This is a genomic window from Sphingomonas sp. CROZ-RG-20F-R02-07, assembly GCF_022662335.1.
GTDB lineage: Bacteria > Pseudomonadota > Alphaproteobacteria > Sphingomonadales > Sphingomonadaceae > Sphingomonas.
This window is the reverse complement of record NZ_JAKNQJ010000007.1, coordinates 27,270-44,468: the sequence shown is the minus strand read 5'-3', so window position 1 is coordinate 44,468 and position 17,199 is coordinate 27,270. Positions and strand designations below refer to the sequence as shown.

The 17,199-nt window shown below is 69.2% G+C and carries 14 protein-coding genes; 3 read left to right on the top strand and 11 right to left on the bottom strand.

All coding sequences use genetic code 11. The annotated features are described in order from the left end of the window. Window positions 1-64: 64 nt before the first annotated feature. Together L8H00_RS11855 and L8H00_RS11850 are read left to right on the top strand one after the other, a co-directional pair. Window positions 65-1,123, top strand: a complete 1,059-nt coding sequence (locus L8H00_RS11855) for an oxidoreductase (protein ID WP_242097553.1) — start codon at window positions 65-67, stop codon at window positions 1,121-1,123. Then, the gene (locus L8H00_RS11850) at window positions 1,114-2,304 is read left to right on the top strand and encodes an MFS transporter (protein ID WP_242097552.1); all 1,191 of its coding nucleotides are present in this window, start codon (window positions 1,114-1,116) and stop codon (window positions 2,302-2,304) included. The genes L8H00_RS11855 and L8H00_RS11850 overlap by 10 nt, the downstream gene beginning before the upstream one ends. Window positions 2,305-2,513: 209 nt before the next feature. On the opposite strand, the gene L8H00_RS11845 is transcribed toward L8H00_RS11850, so the two are convergent. The 3 genes from L8H00_RS11845 to L8H00_RS11835 are packed head-to-tail and all read right to left on the bottom strand — an operon-like array spanning window position 2,514 to window position 6,522. Next, a complete protein-coding gene (locus L8H00_RS11845) occupies window positions 2,514-4,568 on the bottom strand; it encodes an alpha-glucosidase (protein ID WP_242097551.1) in 2,055 nt (684 codons plus the stop codon). Window positions 4,569-4,627: 59 nt separating this feature from the next. Then, a complete protein-coding gene (locus L8H00_RS11840) occupies window positions 4,628-5,695 on the bottom strand; it encodes an LLM class flavin-dependent oxidoreductase (RefSeq protein WP_242097550.1) in 1,068 nt (355 codons plus the stop codon). Then, window positions 5,692-6,522, bottom strand: coding sequence for an aldo/keto reductase (locus L8H00_RS11835; RefSeq protein WP_242097670.1), 831 nt, complete (start codon window positions 6,520-6,522; stop codon window positions 5,692-5,694). The genes L8H00_RS11840 and L8H00_RS11835 overlap by 4 nt, the downstream gene beginning before the upstream one ends. Before the next feature lie 229 nt (window positions 6,523-6,751). Here L8H00_RS11835 and L8H00_RS11830 point away from each other — a divergent pair, with 229 nt between their 5' ends. After that, a complete protein-coding gene (locus tag L8H00_RS11830) occupies window positions 6,752-9,184 on the top strand; it encodes a TonB-dependent receptor (protein WP_242097549.1) in 2,433 nt (810 codons plus the stop codon). A 58-nt stretch (window positions 9,185-9,242) separates the two neighbouring features. Here L8H00_RS11830 and L8H00_RS11825 read toward each other — a convergent pair whose 3' ends face one another. The 8 genes from L8H00_RS11825 to L8H00_RS11790 form a co-directional block, all read right to left on the bottom strand. Further along, window positions 9,243-10,493, bottom strand: coding sequence for an MFS transporter (locus L8H00_RS11825; protein ID WP_242097548.1), 1,251 nt, complete (start codon window positions 10,491-10,493; stop codon window positions 9,243-9,245). Window positions 10,494-10,543: 50 nt separating this feature from the next. Then, window positions 10,544-11,581 carry a LacI family DNA-binding transcriptional regulator gene (locus L8H00_RS11820; RefSeq protein ID WP_242097547.1) on the bottom strand — a complete coding sequence of 346 codons (1,038 nt, stop codon included), beginning with the start codon at window positions 11,579-11,581 and terminating at the stop codon, window positions 10,544-10,546. 109 nt (window positions 11,582-11,690) lie between these two features. Then, window positions 11,691-12,137: a periplasmic heavy metal sensor gene (locus tag L8H00_RS11815; protein WP_242097546.1), complete on the bottom strand. Its 447-nt coding sequence runs from the start codon at window positions 12,135-12,137 to the stop codon at window positions 11,691-11,693. Between the two features lie 2 nt (window positions 12,138-12,139). Next, window positions 12,140-12,538: a hypothetical protein gene (locus L8H00_RS11810; protein WP_242097545.1), complete on the bottom strand. Its 399-nt coding sequence runs from the start codon at window positions 12,536-12,538 to the stop codon at window positions 12,140-12,142. Next, window positions 12,531-13,091 carry an RNA polymerase sigma factor gene (locus L8H00_RS11805; RefSeq protein ID WP_242097544.1) on the bottom strand — a complete coding sequence of 187 codons (561 nt, stop codon included), beginning with the start codon at window positions 13,089-13,091 and terminating at the stop codon, window positions 12,531-12,533. Before L8H00_RS11805 ends, L8H00_RS11810 begins: the two co-directional genes overlap by 8 nt. 105 nt (window positions 13,092-13,196) lie before the next feature. Continuing rightward, on the bottom strand, window positions 13,197-13,445 hold the full coding sequence (locus L8H00_RS11800; protein WP_242097543.1) for a hypothetical protein: 249 nt from the start codon (window positions 13,443-13,445) through the stop codon (window positions 13,197-13,199). Window positions 13,446-13,541: 96 nt separating this feature from the next. Further along, window positions 13,542-15,311, bottom strand: a complete 1,770-nt coding sequence (locus tag L8H00_RS11795) for a chloride channel protein (RefSeq protein WP_242097542.1) — start codon at window positions 15,309-15,311, stop codon at window positions 13,542-13,544. Continuing rightward, on the bottom strand, window positions 15,308-17,080 hold the full coding sequence (locus L8H00_RS11790) for an SLC13 family permease (protein ID WP_242097541.1): 1,773 nt from the start codon (window positions 17,078-17,080) through the stop codon (window positions 15,308-15,310). The genes L8H00_RS11795 and L8H00_RS11790 overlap by 4 nt, the downstream gene beginning before the upstream one ends. Window positions 17,081-17,199: the final 119 nt, after the last annotated feature.

Sequence of the window (17,199 nt, the reverse complement as noted above, 5' to 3'; positions counted from 1 at the left end):
TTCGCGGCGGTGACTCTACCCTGTGGCCATCACGCCCCGGCGGCAGACCAAGGAAGCGAATGCGATGAACGATCCTCTGCGCGTCGGCCTGCTGGGCTATGGCTTTTCGGGCAAAACTTTCCACGCGCCGCTGATCGCCGCCTCGGACGGTCTGACGCTGTGCGCCGTCGCATCGCGCGATGCCGCAAAGGTGCATGCCGACCTGCCGGGCATCCGGGTCGATGCCGATCCGCTCGCCATCATTCGCTCGCCCGACATCGATCTGATCGTGATCGCCACGCCCAACGAAGCGCATGCGCCGCTCGCGCTTGCCGCGATCGAGGCCGGCAAGCATGTGGTGATCGACAAGCCGTTCGCGCTCGACCTGGCCGAAGCACGAAGCGTCCTCGCCGCGGCGACGCGCGCCGACCGGCAGCTTTCGGTGTTTCACAATCGGCGCTGGGACAGCGACTTCCTCACCGTCCGCGACGCGATCGCCGCTGGCGTGGTCGGCGACATCGTGCATTTCGAATCGCATCTCGATCGTTTCCGCCCCGAGGTCCGGGATCGCTGGCGCGAACGCGCGGGGCCGGGCAGCGGCGTCTGGTTCGACCTCGGGCCGCATCTCGTCGACCAAGCGCTGCAACTCTTCGGCTTGCCCGATCTGATACAGGCGAGCCTTGCGTGCCAGCGGCCCGGCGCGGTGACCGACGATTGGGCTCATGTCATCCTGTTCTATGGGCAACGGCGCGTCATCCTGCACGCCGGCATGCTCGTCGCGGGGGGAACGCATCGCTTCGTCGCCCATGGTACGGAGGGCAGTTTCGTGAAGCGCCTGCCGGATCGGCAGGAAGCGTTGTTGCTCGGTGGCACGAAGCCGGGCGCGGAAGGCTGGGGTGCGGATCCCGACGGCCTCACCATCTACCGGCACGGGACGGAACGCACGATCCCGGCGACCCTTGGCGATCAGCGCCGCTTCTACGATAGGCTTGCCGCTTCGCTTCGAGGAGCGGGGGCCGCGCCCGTGCCGCCGATCGAGGCGCTCGCGGTCATGGCCGTGGTGGAAGCCGCAAGCCTGTCGTCCCGCGAACGCCGCGCCGTGGAATTGCCACTCACCGCCGAGGAGCGCGCGGCATGGCGATGAGCGGCGAAGCGCCCGCACCGGGCATCGGGCCGGGCCTGACCGCCGTCTTCTCCATCGCCTGCGGCCTGATGGTCGCGAACCTCTATTATGCGCAGGCGTTGATCGGCGAGATCGCGCCGGCGCTGGGCCTGCACGGCGCCGTCGCCGGTCTGGTCGTCACCGCGACCCAGCTCGGCTATGGGGCGGGCTTGTTCTTCGTCGTCTCGCTCGCGGACCGGGTCGAGAACAAGCGGCTCATCCTGGCGCTGACGGGCGGCGCCTGTTTCGGGTTGCTCGGCACGTGGCTGGCGACGGGCGCGGTGAGCTTCCTGTTGTTTTCCTTTCTCACCGGGTTCTGCTCGGTCGGCGCACAGATCATGGTGCCGCTCGCCGCCCATCTGGCGCCCGAGAGCCGGCGCGGCCGGATCGTCGGCAACATCATGGGCGGGCTGATCGCCGGGATCATGCTGGCGCGCCCGCTGGCGAACGGGGTCGCCGCGGTGGCCTGCTGGCGCACGATCTTCGGGCTTGCCGCGATCGGGATGGCGGCGCTTGCGCTGCTCGTCAGTCGCACCGTTCCGGAACGCCGCCCGCAGCCCGATCTGCGATACGGTCAGCTTCTGCGATCGAGCGTTCGGCTGTTGGTGAATACCCCGGCGATCCGGCGGCGCACGGCCTATCAGGCGACGATGTTCGCCGCGTTCAACCTGTTCTGGACGGCGGTGCCGCTGCTGCTCGCGCGGCGCTTCGGTCTGGGCCAGGGCGGTATCGCGCTGTTCGCGCTGGCCGGTGCCGGCGGCGCGCTGGCGGCCCCGATCGCCGGGCGGCTCGGCGACCGGGGCCATGTTCGAGCGGGCACGGCGGTGGCGCTGAGGGCCGCGATCGGTGCCTTTCTCCTCGCCGGCTGGGCCGCGGCGGCGCATGCGCTGATCCTCCTCGCCGCCGCGGCCGTGCTGCTCGACGGGGCGACCCAATTGAACCAGGTGCTCGGCCAGCGCGTGCTCTTCTCGATCGCGGCCGAGGCGCGCGGCCGCATCAACGCGGTGTACATGACCATGGTGTTCCTGGCCGGCGCAATGGGTTCGATGCTCGCGACATTGAGTTTCGAGCGGGGCGGCTGGACGGCGACGGCCTCGGTCGGCGCCGCGCTGGTCACGGCCGCACTCGTCCTGTTCTCGACCGAACGCCGGGGCGCGGTCTAGAGTTTGACGACGTTAATTAACCCGTTCGCCCTGAGCTTGTCGAAGGGCGTGCGCCGCATGCCAACGTTGGACTGCGGAGAGCGTGCTTCGACAAGCTCGCACGAACGGTAGAGAGACTGGATCGACCTAACGTCATCCGACCCCAGAAATGCTGCGATGTTCGGTGACGGTCTGAAACAGCGCCCGCCCGACGCCGCACGCCGCCGTCATCATGGTGCCTCGGCGGCGAGCGCGGTGAACAGCGCGGCGTGGTCGCTGCCCTCGCGCCAGAAGACCGGCGGCCGGCCGAGCGGGGCTGCGACCTCTACCGTCTGGCCGCCCGCGAACCGCTCGCCCGACCAGAGATGCACCCAATGCGCGCCGGCAGGAAGATAGGCGGCCCAGCGGTCGCGGTCGGGCGCGATCACGGGTGCGACGATCAGGTCGCGGCCATAGCCGAACTGGGTTTCGATCCCCCAGCAGCCGGGATCCTCTTCCCAATCGAGCAGCAGCGCGCGCTGGAGCGGCAGGCCGGTTTCCGCGGCCTCATCGCACAGCGCCCCCACATAGGGCGCGAGCGCGGCGTGGACGCGCGTCATCGCCACGAAATGCGCGAGCACCGCCGGATCGCCGTCGAGCTGGAGATTGTCGTCGGGACGATTGCCCTCATGGCTGCGCATCACCGGCGAAAAGGCGCAGAGCTCGCTCCAGCGCATCAGCAGTTCGGGCGTGCGGACGTTGCCGTAGAGGCTGGTATAACCGCCGAGATCGCTGTGGTGATAGGCGTTGCCGAGCATGCCGGACGACAGTGCCGCGCGGATGACGGTGCCGATCCCGTCATGGCGCGAGAAATCGACGCACTGATCGCCTGCCCACAGCAGCGGGCAGTGGCGCCCCACGCCGGTGAACCCGGCGCGCATGAAGAACAGCGCGTCGCCGGTGCGCCCGCGCGCGGCGATCGCGCGGGCGTTCACCTCCGCCCAGATCGTCGGCCATGCGTTATGCGCCAGCATGCCGTCGGTGCCGTCGTGAAGGCGGATGTCGGTCGGCAGATACTCGCCGAAATCCGCCATCCAGCCCGACAGCCCGTAATCGAGCATCTCGCGGCCGATCACGCGGTCGGCGAACCAGTCCGCTGCGGCGGGATTGGTGAAATCGACGATGCCGCAATCGAATTCGCCGAAGTCCACGATATAGGGCGCGTCCGCGTCGCGGCGCAGCACCAGATAGCCGGCAGCGACCGCTTCGGCATAGAGCGAGCCGTCGATGGCGAGATAGGGATTGACGTAGCCGAGGAAGCGGATGCCCCGCTCGGCCAGCGCCGCGATGTGCGCGCGCAGCCCCGGATAGCGGGTCTCGTTCGCCTTCCAGTCCCAGAACAGCCGCTTGCCGAAGCTGGTGACGCGCAGGCCCACCCAGTCCTCGCACCAGAGCCCGGTGACGACCGCGCCGGCTGCGATCATCGTCTCCATGCGCGCGAAGCTTTCCGCCCCCTGCTTCAAGCCGAGGATCGCGCCTTCATAGGCCCAGCCGGGAAGGCGGGGCTGGCGGCCGAAGCGGCTGGATAGCTGGGTGACGATGCCGGCGAAGCGCTCCGCCGCGAAGAGCTCGATCCCGGCGGGGATCGCCCATGATTCGATCTCGTGGAACGCGGGGTCGCGAAAGTCGAAACAGCTATAGGCGGTCGTATCGAGGTGCAGCGCATAATGGCGTGACGAGACATAGGTCGGCTGCGGATAGTTGGTGTTCCAATAGTCGCCGCCGGACCGGCTATCGCGATCGCACTGGAAGGTCATCAGCGTGGACTTGTCGCGCCCTACGCCCGGCTCCGAGGTCCAGAGCGGGAAGCGGCGACCGGCCATGTCGAAATAGGATAGCTGTTCGCCACCGCCCCATAGCCGCTCGCCCGGCTCGGCGACGCAGCGCAGCCAGAAGCGGTTGAGCGCGGGATCGAGCGCGGCGATCGCCAGCCCGGCATCGGTCACGGTGACGCGCAGGAGCGGGGCGCCGGTGGCCGTCGCCGCCAGCGTCACCGTGTCTCCGTCGACCGCTGCGTGGGCGAGCGGCACGCGCGCATCGAGCCGGTCGGAAAGGACATAGTTGCCGCGGTACATGTCGATGTCCGGACGGCCGATCCCGACGAAGACGGCCGGGCGGGCGGGGCGGTGGCTCACCACCGGCATGTCCCCGACGAACAGATCGAAGCCCCCGTCGACCGCGATCAGCCGGAGCCGCGTCGTGCCGCTCATACCAGCAACGAGCGGAGAGGAAGCGCTGGCAACCATCGACAACTCTCCCTTGGCGCCTGCCGCGGCTTCGTCGGCGCGCGGTACGGCGCCGTTCCTCAGTCCAGCGTCAGTGGGCCGTGCCGCAGCTTGGGCAGAACGTGGCGGGCGAACAGATCGGCCTCGGCGGCATGCGGATAGCCCGACAGGATGAACGCTTCGATCCCCATGTCCTGATACATCCGCAGCTTGGCGAGGACCTGATCGGGATCGCCGACGATCGCTGCGCCGCAGCCCGACCGGGCGCGGCCGACCCCGGTCCATAGATTCTCTTCGGCATAGCCGCTTTCGCTCGCATTCTCGCGCAGCGCCGATTGGGCGGCTACCCCCATGGAGGTGGTGTCGAGCGACTTGTTGCGGATGGCTTCGCCCTCGGCCGCATCCAGCTTCGACAGCAGGCGGTCCGCGGCGGCGCGCGCCTCCGCCTCGGTGTCGCGGACGACGACATGCGCGCGATAGCCGAATTTCAGCGTGCGGCCGTGCCTGGCCGCGCGCGCGATCATGTCGTCCATGATCGCCCGGACGGCCTCCTGCTTGTCGGGCCACATCAGATAGACGTCGCAACCCTGTGCCGCGGCCTCGCGCGCATCGGGCGACAGGCCGCCGAAATAGAGGGGCGGGCATTTGCCGGATACCGTCGAGACGGCGGGAGCGTCGAGCTTGAGCTGCCAGAATTCGCCCTGATGATCGAGCGGTCCGCCGTTGAGCAGCGTCTTCAGGATCTGCATCGCCTCCAGCGTCCGCGCATAGCGGGGCGCGGAGGCGAGTTTCTCGCCGGGGAGATCGGACGAGATGATGTTGACGGTCAGCCGTCCGCCCAGGATGCGGTCGATGGTGGCGATCTGGCGCGCAAGCTGGGGCGGCCAGCTTTCGCCGATACGCACCGCCATCAGCAGCCGGATGCGGCGCACCATGGTCGCGATCGCGGCGGCGAAGGCGGTGGTGTCGATGCCAAGCGCATAGCCCGACGGCAGCAGGATATTGTCGAAGCCGCCGGTTTCAGCCTGAAGCACGATGTCGCGGCAATGCTCCCAGGTCGATTTCAGCTGCGGATCGGAAACGCCGAGGAACTCGTAGTCATCGTCGCAGAGCGCCGAAAACCAGCTCACTTCGCACGCGGCCGTCATGGCAGTTTCTCGCCCAGGCTCGCCTCGAGAACCGCATACCATTCGGCCCGGGTCCATCGTGGCGTATAGGCGTCCGGTATCTTCGCGATCCTGGATGCGTTCTGGGTTCCGACGATCGGGATGGGGCGCGCCGGATGCGCCATGATCCAGCTATAGGCCGCGGCTGCGCGATCGACGCCGGCCTCGTCGGCCTTCGCGTCGAGCAATGCCGCGACCGCCTGGGCGCGCGCGTCCTGCGGATCGGCGAGCCGTCCGCCGCCGAGCGGGGACCAGGCGAGCACCGCCATCCCCCGCTCCATCGCCTGGTCGAACAGCCCGTCGAACAGCGGCGTGACGGCCAGCGCGGAGAATTCGGGCTGATGGCTGACCAGCGGCGCCGTCAGGAACGAGGCCAGCGCCGCCGTCTGCGCCGGGGTGTGGTTGGAGACACCGATTGCCGCGATCTTGCCCGCGGCGCGCGCATCGTCCAGCGCCCGCGCGACCTCCTGCGGATGCGTCAGGAGATCGGGACGGTGGATCTGATAGAGATCGATCCGCTCGCAGCCGAGCCGCGACAGCGACGCGTCGATCGCCTCGGCCAGGTACGAGGCGCGCGAGTCATAGGGCACGCCCATGCTGATGCCGCCCTTCGTCGCCAGCACCATGCGGTCGCGCAGGGCCGGCGCCTCGGCCAGCACCCGCCCGAGCAGCGTCTCGGCCGCACCGAACGACTCGCCATTGTCGGGGCCGTAGATGTCGGCGGTGTCGAGCAGCGTGACGCCGGCGTCGAGCGCCGCTTCGACGAGGATGCGCGCCTCGCCGACGTCGTCGCCGCCGAACCGCCACATGCCCCAGGCGATGGTGCTGATGGTGAGGCCGGTGTCGCCAAGGGCAACAGTGCGATCGGGAGGAGCGATGTAAGACACCGTTGTCTGATGGCGCAAAATCGGCCTAAAGAAAAGCTAAATGGCGGCGTGATGATCGCCAATGCAGCATGCGGACATGCCAAAGGGTGTGGGCGTCATGGCAAGACATTGGATTCGCTGGAAAACCAGTGGTGCGTTCAGGAGAGGAATGATGATGAAGGTTGCAACGACGCGAATCCTGATGCTGCTGGGGGTCGCCGCTCCGGCGTTGCTGGCCGCTCGGCCGGCCGATGCGCAGGACGCGCAGGCGTCCGTCTCCGGCGGCGTCGCTTCCAGTCCGGCACCGCAAGCCGCCGCCGAGAGCCCGCCGCCCCCCGGCGTCGCGGCGCAGCCGGCCGAGTCCCAACCGGAGGCCGCTCCCACCGGCGATATCGTCGTGACCGCGCAGAAGCGCAGCGAGCGGTTGCAGGAGGTGCCGATCGCGGTGTCCGTCGTCAGCGGCGCGGCGCTTTCGGCGCTGGGCAAGCCGGGGCTCGAGGGCGCGGTCACGCTGGTGCCCGCGCTCAATTTCCAGAAATCGGGGACGACGCTGAACCAGTCGCTGTTCCTGCGCGGCGTCGGCACGACGACGTTTTCGATCGCCGGCGAGCCGTCCGTCTCGACCGTGGTCGACGGCGTGGTCTATGCGCGATCGGGCGAGGCGTTCGGCGATCTGGTCGATATCGAACGGCTCGAGGTGCTCCGTGGGCCCCAGGGCACGCTGTTCGGCAAGAACGCCTCGGCCGGCGTCATCAACATCGTGTCGGTACAGCCCACGCGCGATCTGGGCGGCTATGTCGAGGGTGGCTATTTCACGAACGGCAACGAGGCGCGCATTCGCGGCGCGCTCAATCTCCCGGTGAGCGACACGCTGCTGACGCGCTTCACCGGCTTCTACGGCCGGTACGACGGCAACATCCGCAACGTCGCGACCGGCGACCGCGTGAACGGTTACGAGCATTACGGTGCCCGCGCGCAGGTGAAATGGATGCCGAGCGACCGCACGACGGTGGCGCTGATCGGCGACTATCACCGCGACGACGACAATTGCTGCGCCGAGGTGATCGGCACGGGCGCGCTGAACGCGGCCGGCGCGGCGATCACCAGCCCGGCGTTCGCGGTGCTGCCGACGCCGCTCGGCGACCGCACGCGCGCGGTGAACCAGAATCTGGTCACCCGCACGAAGGAGGAGGGCTATGGCGTCTCGCTCCAGCTCGACACCGAACTGGGCACGCAGACGGTGACCAGCATCACCGCCTATCGCGATTACCGGAACACCGAGATCCGCGACGGCGATTTCCTGCCGCAGGCGTATGTCGGCTTCAACCAGCTTCATGACGTCGGGCCGCAGACCGGCAACACGTTCAGCCAGGAACTGCGCCTCACGTCGCCGGCGCACCAGTTCCTCTCCTATGTCGTCGGGCTCTATTATTCGCGGGCGGAATCGGAGCGGATCTATTCGCGCGCCGACATCGCCTGCAACGGCGCCGCCACGCCGACGGTTCTGATCCCCTGCGGCACGGCCGGTGCGCCGGCGACGACCACGCCCTTCGGCCAGTCCGATTACGGCTCGGTGTTCAAGAACATCGCCGCCTTCGGCCAGGCCACCGCCAATTTCACCGATCGGTTCCGCTTCATCGGCGGGATGCGCTGGACGGCGGATCAACTGAATGTGTTTCTCACCCGCACGACGGCGCTGGCGGGTCCCGGCATCCAGCCGAGCTTCCCCATAACGGCGACCGGCACCGGCACGCCGGCGAGTGCGTTCACCAACAAGACGACGAACACCAACCTGTCGGGCAAGGCGGCGCTGCAGTTCGACGTGACTCACAATGTGACGGCCTATGGCGGCTATACGCGCGGCTATAAGGGGCCGGCGTTCAACGTCTTCTTCAACCTGACGGCGACCGGCACGAACGTGATCGCGCCGGAAACCTCCAACAGTTACGAGGTGGGGCTGAAGAACACGCTGTTCGGCGGCAAGCTGGTGCTCAACATCGATGCCTTTTATGCCAAGTACGATAATTTCCAGGCGAACAACCCCGATCTGGTCGCCGGTGTCGTCGTCACGCGCTTCACCAACGCCGGCAAGGTCTCGACGCGGGGCGGCGAAGCGGACATCGTGTTCCGCCCGGTCGCCGATCTGTCGCTCTCGGGCGGCATCGCCTACACCGATGCGCATGTCGACCAGTTCCTCCAGGCGCCCGGTGCGGCGGCGACGGCGGTGATCCCTGCCGGTACGTCGCTGCCGTTCGCACCCAAGGTGAAGGGTTCGCTCGGCGCCGATTACCGTTGGCGCACGGGTCGGGCGATCGACCTGTTCCTGGGGGCTCAGGGCAATTACCAGTCCAAGCAACTCGCGCTGTTTTCGCCCGACCCGGTGCAGCGCCAGCTCGGCACGATCCACTCCTATGGCCTTGTCAATCTGTCGGCCGGAATCGGCGATGCGAAGGATCGCGTTCGCCTGACCTTCCAGGTCCGCAACCTGCTCGACCAGAGCTTCGCGGCGGCGATCCAGAACGGCGGCCCATCGGGCTCGTACCGTTACCAGATCCCGCGCGACGCGGACCGCTATTACGGGGTGACCGGGCGCGTGAACTTCTGATCGTTCCTGCCCCCGAGGGATCGAGGCGGCCCCGGGCGATCCCGGGGCCGTTTCGCTGTCAGTGGCTCACCGGCATGACGCGCGCGGCGCCGGGTTCGGCCAGCGTCAAGTGCGGCACCAGCAATTGGACCAGCGCGAGGCCGACCAGATACGAACCGCCGCACAGGATCAGCAGCGGCGCATAGCCATAGCCGTTGTCGAGCGAGAAACCGGCGGCCTCGAGCATCGCCATGCCTGTCAGATTGCCGGCAAAGGCGCCGATCCCGATGGCGGTGCCGATCATCCGCGACGGGAAGATATCCGCCGTCATGCCGAACACGTTGGTCGAGAATCCCTGATGCGCGAACAGGGCCAGGCCGAGCAGCGACGCGGCGACCCAGGCATTGTCCGTCAGCAGCACCAGCGGCACCGGCAGGATCAGCACGGCATAGACGAGCATCGATCCCTTGCGCGCGCGATCCATGCCGATCCCGCGCGCCAGCAGCCATGTCGGCAGCAATCCGCCGCTGAGCGATCCCAGCGCGGCAAGCAGATAGATGAAGGCGATCGGCAGCCCCAGCGCGCCTTGCGACAGGTTGAACAGGCGGTGGAACAGATCGGGCATGAAGAACAGCAGGAACCACCAGCATTGGTCGCTGAGCGCCTTGGCGGCGATGATGGCCCATTGCCGCCGATCCCGCAGCATCGCGCCCCAGGGCACCCGGTCGGCGGGCGCGTCGTCGGCGGGTGTGGTGGTCGGCCCGGCCCGCGACGTGACGATCAACCAGATCACGACCCAGACCAGCCCGAGGCCGCCGGTGAGCAGAAACGCGGCGCGCCAGCCGAGCCAAAGCGCCAGCGGCGGGATCGACAGCGGCGCGACGACCGCGCCGAAATTGGAGGCCATGTTGCCGATGCCCAGCATCAACGATCGCCGTTCGGGCGGGAAATAGATGCCGGCGGTCTTCACCTGCGCCGGGGTGCCGATCGACTCCGCGGCCCCCAGCAGCGCACGCACCCCGACGAACCCCGCGACGCTGCCGACCAGCGCATGCGCCATGCCCGCCAGGCTCCACGTCGCGACGCCGATCGCGAACCCCTTGCGCAGGCCGATCCGGTCGATGAACCAGCCTGTGCCGAGAAACGACACCGCGGCGCAGAATTGGAAGGCGGACGCCATGTGGCTGTAATCGCGGTCGCTCCAGGCGAAATCGGCCTGCAGCATCGGTTTGAGCAGCGCGATGACCTGCCGGTCGACGTAGTTCAGCATGATCGCCGCGAATGCGAGGGCGACGATCGCCCACCGCCTGGCATCGACGCGCTCTTCCATCCCGGTCTCTCCTTTATATCGACAACGGTGTCATCTAACCGACCGGCCGGTCAAGCCGCAGGCGGCGCAGCGGTCGACTCCCGGACGACCAGTTCGTAATCGAGGCGCCGTTCCCGGGCGCCGCCGGGGGTGAGCAACAGATCGGCAGCGGCCGCCGCGAGATGCCGGACGGGTTGGCGGATCGTCGTCAGCGGTGGCCAGACGATTTCGGCCAGGGGGGCGTCGTCGAACCCCGCGACCGACAGCATCGCTGGCACCGCGATCCCGCGGCGATGCGCGGCGACGAGCACGCCGGCCGCCATGTCGTCGCTGGCCGCGAAGATCGCGCTGGGCGGGGCGGGCAGGTCCAGCAGCGCATCCGCCGCCGCCTTTCCGGACGCGAAATCGAATTCGCCCTGGCGGATATAGTCGAGATCGACGGCGATGCCGGCCTCCGCCAACGCCCGCAGATAACCCGCCAGGCGCTGGCTCGACGCGGCGTAGCTTCGCTCGCCCGTCACGAACCCGATCCGGGCATGACCCAGCCCGATCAGGTACGCCGTCATGTCGAACGCCGCCTGTTCGTTGTCGATCGACGTCGCCGGAACGTGATCGATCCGCGCGCCGGGCTGCAGGCGGACGAAGGGGATGGCGCGTCGCTCCAGTTCCTCGATCACCTGGCGATCGTCGCAAGCCGGCGGCGCCAGCACGAGGCCGTCGGGGTGCGCCTGGTCGATCAGCGCGACGATGTCGCCCAGCAGGGCGGGCGACGATCGATCATAGGGCTGCGCGATCATCCGCACCTTGTCGCGTCCGCACCGTTCGCGCACGCCGGCCTGCACCTCATACACGTACCAGGGGTTGGGATTGTCGCAGATCAGCGCGATCTGGTGAGATCGACGTCCGGCCAGCGCGCGCGCGGCCTGGCTCGGCTGAAATCCGATCTCGGCCATCACGGCCTTCACCCGCTCGCGCTTCTCGGCGCTGACATAGGGTTGATCGTTGATGACTCGCGACACCGTCTTGAACGACACGCCGGCCAGCCGCGAAACATCGCGGATGGTCGGCCGGTGGGTGACGGGGCGGGCGGGGCGTTCGAGCATCGCCATGGTCTAGGCAGGACAGGGCGGCCGGGGAATAGCGCTTTGCCGCGGCCGTCGCACGATCGAGGCGGGGCGATGCCCGACGATGCTATGCTTCGGCCTCGGGCCGACGCCGTTATCGCCCGATCGGGCGGGCCCGTTCGGCCCGGCGATCCATCGCATCGGCCAGCTTCGCGCGATTGGCGGGGGACAGCGTTGCGGCATAGGCGATGGCGCGCCGTTCGACCGCGGCGCGCACCGCCATGTCCGACGTCCGGGCGCGATCGAGCGCGCCGGCGACGGCGTTCGGGTCGAGGGTGGGCGCACGCAACAGCGTTGCCGCTTCGGCGCGGGCGTCGCGCCCGTCGAGGATGGTCGGGCGCATCGCCCGCCGCGTGTCGCGCAGCGCCTTGCGGAACGACTGGCGTTCGGCCGGGGGCAATTCGACTCCCGCGATGCGCAAGGCGCCCGCGGCGATCGTGCCGCCCCCTCGGCGCAGCGACACGACGCCCGCGATCAACGCCGCCGCCAAGAACAGGTTGAGGAGGACGGACAATGCCAGCGCGGTGCGGATCCTGCCCATCCTCAGCCGTCCTGCGCCGCGACGTCGCCGAACGACGTACTGCCATCAGTGGCGATGTCGATCGGCGCCGCCACGGCCACGGTGGCGATACCCGCTCCGGCGCCCGCCAGCGCCGCCGCGACACCGATACCCGACCACCATAGCCGCGCGCGCGCCGTGATCGCGCCCGGAAGCATCGCGCTGCGCACGATCCGGTCGCGCAACGCCGCATTGGGCGCGGGCACGCGCCACCGGTCGAGCGTGGCATCGAGTGTCGCGGCTTCACGCAGGATCGCGACGGCTTCGGGATGCGCCGAAAATCGCAGCGCGGCGTCGCGTTCGCGCTCGGGCCAGCGCGCGATCACGCCGCCATAGGCGTCGGCGAGCGCGCGAAAGCGTTCGAGGGACAGCGGTTCAGTCATGCACGTCGCGTTCCTGCGCAGGGGCGAGATGGTCGCGCAAGCGGCGTCGGCCACGCGCCAGCAACGATTCCAGCGCCTCCACGCTCACGTCCAGCGCGGCGGCGGCCCGCACACCCGAAAGATCCTGATAATGGACCAGCAGGATGGCCTCGCGCTGCCGTTCGGGCAAGGCGGCGATCGCCTCCGCCACGGCATGGCCGCGCTCTGCCGCGATCAGGCCGGCTTCGGCATCCGGCGATGGGTCCGCCCGGTCGGGCATCGTCTCGCCGGTCGCATCCCGGCGCCGACGGAGCCGATCGCGGCACAGGTTGAGCACCACGGTGTGAAGCCAGGTATCGAACCGCGCATCGCCGCGTCGCCACGTCTTCGCCTGCCGCCATGAACGGACGAACGCATCTTGCGCGACATCCTCGGCCTCGGCGCGGTCGCGCAGCACGCGCGTCGCAAGCGCCAGGATGCGCGGCAATTTCGCCACGACCAGCATGCGCGTCGCCGATCCGTCGCCCCGGCCGACGCGCGCGATCAGCTCGAAATCGGGATCGTGGTCGTGCAACCCTCAGCGTTCCTGGCCGTCGAACCACCACGATCTGCTCCCCGTCATCGAACCGCAAGGCCCGTCGGATCGGGGGAGCCGGGGCAGGCTCCCCCGACAAGGGGTTCAGCGATAGCGCCAGCCGCCATGCCAACGGTCGCGATGCTGCCAATAGCGGCGGCCATCCCAATAACCGCGGCCATGATAGTAGTTGCCGACGACCACCGGGCCACCGAAGCCAGGCCCCCGATTGGGGCGGCAGCCATTATAGGGCCCGCGGTGGAAGCCGGGGCCGCAGCCCTCGCGGGAGTCCGCGGTTCCGGCCGCTGCGACGGCGACGCCGGCCGCGAGGATCAATCCGATCATACGCTTCATGGGACATACTCCTGTCTTGCTCGGGCGCTTCGTTTGGCGCCGTACAGGGTAGAACGCAGCGATCCGCGATTTCCGTCGCGCATCCGCCAAATTTTTTCAGGCCTCGCCAAACAGTTCGCGCTGGCTGCGTTCGAGTTCGTTGGCATAGCGCTTGCGCACATGCGCCTCGGTGAGCGTGCCGAGCAGCGCGCCATCGGCCGCCACCACCGCCAGATCGTCCACGCCCAGCCGGTCGAACACCTGCATGACCTCGGTGATGTTGCGGGCGGGATCGATCGTCTCGTCGGGCCGCCGCGCGAGCGTGGCGGCGGCCGCGTCGCAGTCGACGCCGTCGGCGAACGCATCGGTGGTGGCGACGATGCCGGCATAACGATCCTCCGCGTCGAGCAGGATGATCCGGCCGGTCGAGCCGAGCGGCACGCGGCGGCGCAGCGCGGCGATGGTGATGGCGGCAGGCGCGGTCACCGGGGCCGCGCGCATCATCGACCGCGCGGTCAACTGGCGCACCCAGCCGATGTCGCGCGCCGACCGGATCACCTCGCCGCGCAGATGCAACCGCCAGGTGGAGAAGCTGTAACCGAAGAGTTCGCGCACCACCGCGCTCGCCACCAGGGATGCGGTGAGGACGATCGCGGCGAGCTGGAAGTCGCGCGTCGCCTCCAGCACCAGGAACGTCATCGTCATCGGTCCGCCGATCACCGCGACCGCCAGCGCCGCCATGCCCACCAAGGCCGCGTCCTGCGTCCACAGATGCGGCGCGCCGGGCAGCAGGATTTCGGTCGCGCCCGCATAGATCCGGCCGACCAGGACGCCGAGAAACAGCGAGGCGAAGAATAGCCCGCCGCGAAACCCGAAGCCGAGCGACACCGAGGAGGCGAGCCATTTGAGGGCGAGCACGCCGCACAGGATCAGGATCGGCGCATCGCCCGCCAGCGTCAGGTGCAAGGCGCCATGGCCCGCCGACAGCGCCTCGGGCGAGAGGAAGGCGATCGGCATCAGCAGCAGCCCGCCCAGGAAAGGTCGGGCCGCGGCGGGCAGCCCGATCCGCCGCACGCCCGCCTCCACCAGGCTGACCGAGCGCATCAGCGCGATTCCCACGAACGCGCAGGCGAGGCCGATGCCGACGAACGCCAGATAATCCATGTTGCGGGTGACGCCCACGCTCGACACGGTGATGAGATAGGGCACCCCGCCCAGACTGCGCGCGGTCGCCACGCCGGCGATCGCGGCGGCCGCGACGGGCGCGATCGCCGCCGGGGTATAGGCGCCGATCACGATCTCGAACGCATAGAAGGCGCCGGTGAGCGGTGCGCCGAACGCCGCGCCGATGGCGGCGCCCGCGCCTGCGCCCACCAGGATGCGCAGATCGGACCGGCGGATGCTCAGCCGCCGCCCGATCACCGAGGCGAGGCCGCCGCCGACCTGCGCATAGGCGGCCTCCAGCCCCACCGACGCGCCGAAGCCGTTGGATGCGAAGGTCTGCGCGGTGACGCTCAGGCTGTCGCGCCACGGCACCGCGCCGCCGTGCAGCGCATTGGCTTCCACCACGTCGACCGGGGTGCGGCGACGCCAGCGTTCCAGCGCATATTGCAGCAGACCGAGCACCGCGCCGCCGGCGGGCAGCGCCAGCAGCCGCGACCAGGGCAGATGCGGCATCGCGCTCAGCCGCATCTCGCCCGGCAACCCGAACAGCAGCGCCTGCAGCGCGTGCGCCGCCGTGCCGAGCGCGACCGACAGTCCGCCCGTGACCGATCCCACCACCACCGCGAGGATGATGAACGTCGCCTCGCTGCGGCGCAGCCTGCGGCGGAACGCGGTGGCCTGGCGGAGCAGCGTGCGCAGCGGGGCGGGCATCCGGCGGGTCATGTGAGCGGCCAGACCCAGGCGATCAGCGGAACGCCGACCAGGATAACCATGATCGACAAGGGCAGCCCGAGCTTCCAGTAATCGCCGAACCGGTAGCCGCCCGGGCCCATCACGAGCGTGTTGCACTGATGGCCGACGGGGGTGAGGAAATCGCAGCCAGCCCCCGTCGCCACCGCCATCAGGAACGGATCGGGATTGAGGTGGAGCCGCTGCGCGACCGAGACCGCGATCGGCCCCAGCACCAGCACGGTCGGCGCGTTGTGAAGGAACGGCGAACAGGCCATGGCGGTGACCATCAGCGTGCCCAGCACCAGCAGCGGCGCGATCCCCGTCAGCAGATGCGCGAGCCCTGCGGCGATCAGCGCGGTGCCACCGGTATGCTGCACTGCTTCGCTCAGCGGCGTCAGCGCGCCGATCAGGACGAGCACTTCGGGCTCCAGCGCGCCATAGGCCTCGCGCATCGGCAGCGCGCCGATCGCCACGATCATCACCGCCGCGCCGAAGAACCCCGCCACGACGGGAATCGTGCCCGTGCCGATCAGCAGGATCGCCGCCGCCAGGATGGCGATCGGGCCAAGCCGCTGCCGCCGATCGCCCAGCTTCACGACGCGTTCGGCGAGCGGCAGCAGCGACAGCGTGCGCATGAATTCGGGAAACGCCTTTTCGCCACCCTGGATCAGCAGCACGTCGCCCGCCTTCAGCGTCACTTCGCGTAGTCGCTGCGTGATGCGTTCGTCGCTCCGCCCCACGGCAAGCAGCTTGACGCCGTAGCGATCCTGCATCCGCGTGCGGGCGGCGGACTGGCCGATTAGCTCGGATCCGGGCTGGATCGTCACCTCGATCGAGCGGACCTCTTCGCTCGGCTCCTCCGCCACGTCGCGGTCGTCGCGCGCGGGGCGCAGCGGCAGGCGTGCGAACATGCGCGCCAGCCCCGCGTCCTCGCCCTCCAGCACCAATATGTCGCCCGGCATCAACGCCGCGTCGGCGGCGGCCGCCACCCGCACGCCGCCGGCCCGCACGATCGCGGCGAGCGTCACCCCGTCGCGCCCGAAGTCCAGATCGGCGATGGTCGCGAAAGCCGGGTCGAGCGCGTCGGGCACGGTCGCCTCCGTCGCATAGGCGGCGTCCCCCGCCAGATCCGCGATGCCCGCCGCGGACGGCCGGTCGCGCGGCAGCACCCGCCAGCCGATCGACACGACGACGAAGCCGAGCAGCGTCAGCGCGAGCCCCACCGGTGCGAAATCGAACATCGCGAACGGCTTGCCCAGCGTTTCCTCGCGCACCTGGCTGACGATGATGTTGGTCGACGTGCCGACGAGCGTGACGAGGCCGCCGAGCAGCGACATGAACGCCATCGGCATCAGCAGGGCGGAAACCGAGCTGCCCTCCGTCCGTCCGAGCTTGATCGCGGTCGGCATCAGGATGGCGAGCGCGCCGACATTCTTGGTCACCACCGACAGCAGCGCCGTCGCCCCGGCGAGCGCGGGCACTTGCATCGCCAGCGAGGTCAGATGCGCGAGCAGCGGGCGGATCGCCGTTTCCACCACCCCCGATCGTGCGACCGCCGCGCTGATGACGAGCGCGGAGGCGATGATGACGACCACGTCACTGGTGAAGCCTGAAAACGCCGCCTTCACGGGCACGATCCCGATCGCCATGCCGATCACCAGCGCCACGAGCGACACCAGGTCATAGCGAAACCGGCCCCAGGCGAAGGTCGCGACCGTCCCGGCGACGAGGGCGAAGGCAAGGATCTGCGGAGTGGTCAACGCGGGCTTTCGGAAACGATGGCGACTGCAACGACGCAAGCGCCGCCGCGGTGCCACCATGGAGCGACGCCCCGCCCTGCGCCAGTGCGGGATTGCGGCGGGTGGGCGACGGACGATGG

What these genes read in the sequence shown, in the direction of transcription:
- L8H00_RS11855 (WP_242097553.1), top strand. Translation starts at nt 65, where the DNA reads ATGAACGATCCTCTGCGCGTCGGCCTGCTGGGCTATGGCTTTTCGGGC.
- L8H00_RS11850 (WP_242097552.1), top strand. Translation starts at nt 1,114, where the DNA reads ATGGCGATGAGCGGCGAAGCGCCCGCACCGGGCATCGGGCCGGGCCTG.
- L8H00_RS11845 (WP_242097551.1), bottom strand. Translation starts at nt 4,568, where the DNA reads ATGGTTGCCAGCGCTTCCTCTCCGCTCGTTGCTGGTATGAGCGGCACG.
- L8H00_RS11840 (WP_242097550.1), bottom strand. Translation starts at nt 5,695, where the DNA reads ATGACGGCCGCGTGCGAAGTGAGCTGGTTTTCGGCGCTCTGCGACGAT.
- L8H00_RS11835 (WP_242097670.1), bottom strand. Translation starts at nt 6,522, where the DNA reads ATGTGGCGGTTCGGCGGCGACGACGTCGGCGAGGCGCGCATCCTCGTC.
- L8H00_RS11830 (WP_242097549.1), top strand. Translation starts at nt 6,752, where the DNA reads ATGATGAAGGTTGCAACGACGCGAATCCTGATGCTGCTGGGGGTCGCC.
- L8H00_RS11825 (WP_242097548.1), bottom strand. Translation starts at nt 10,493, where the DNA reads ATGGAAGAGCGCGTCGATGCCAGGCGGTGGGCGATCGTCGCCCTCGCA.
- L8H00_RS11820 (WP_242097547.1), bottom strand. Translation starts at nt 11,581, where the DNA reads ATGGCGATGCTCGAACGCCCCGCCCGCCCCGTCACCCACCGGCCGACC.
- L8H00_RS11815 (WP_242097546.1), bottom strand. Translation starts at nt 12,137, where the DNA reads ATGGGCAGGATCCGCACCGCGCTGGCATTGTCCGTCCTCCTCAACCTG.
- L8H00_RS11810 (WP_242097545.1), bottom strand. Translation starts at nt 12,538, where the DNA reads ATGACTGAACCGCTGTCCCTCGAACGCTTTCGCGCGCTCGCCGACGCC.
- L8H00_RS11800 (WP_242097543.1), bottom strand. Translation starts at nt 13,445, where the DNA reads ATGAAGCGTATGATCGGATTGATCCTCGCGGCCGGCGTCGCCGTCGCA.
- L8H00_RS11795 (WP_242097542.1), bottom strand. Translation starts at nt 15,311, where the DNA reads ATGACCCGCCGGATGCCCGCCCCGCTGCGCACGCTGCTCCGCCAGGCC.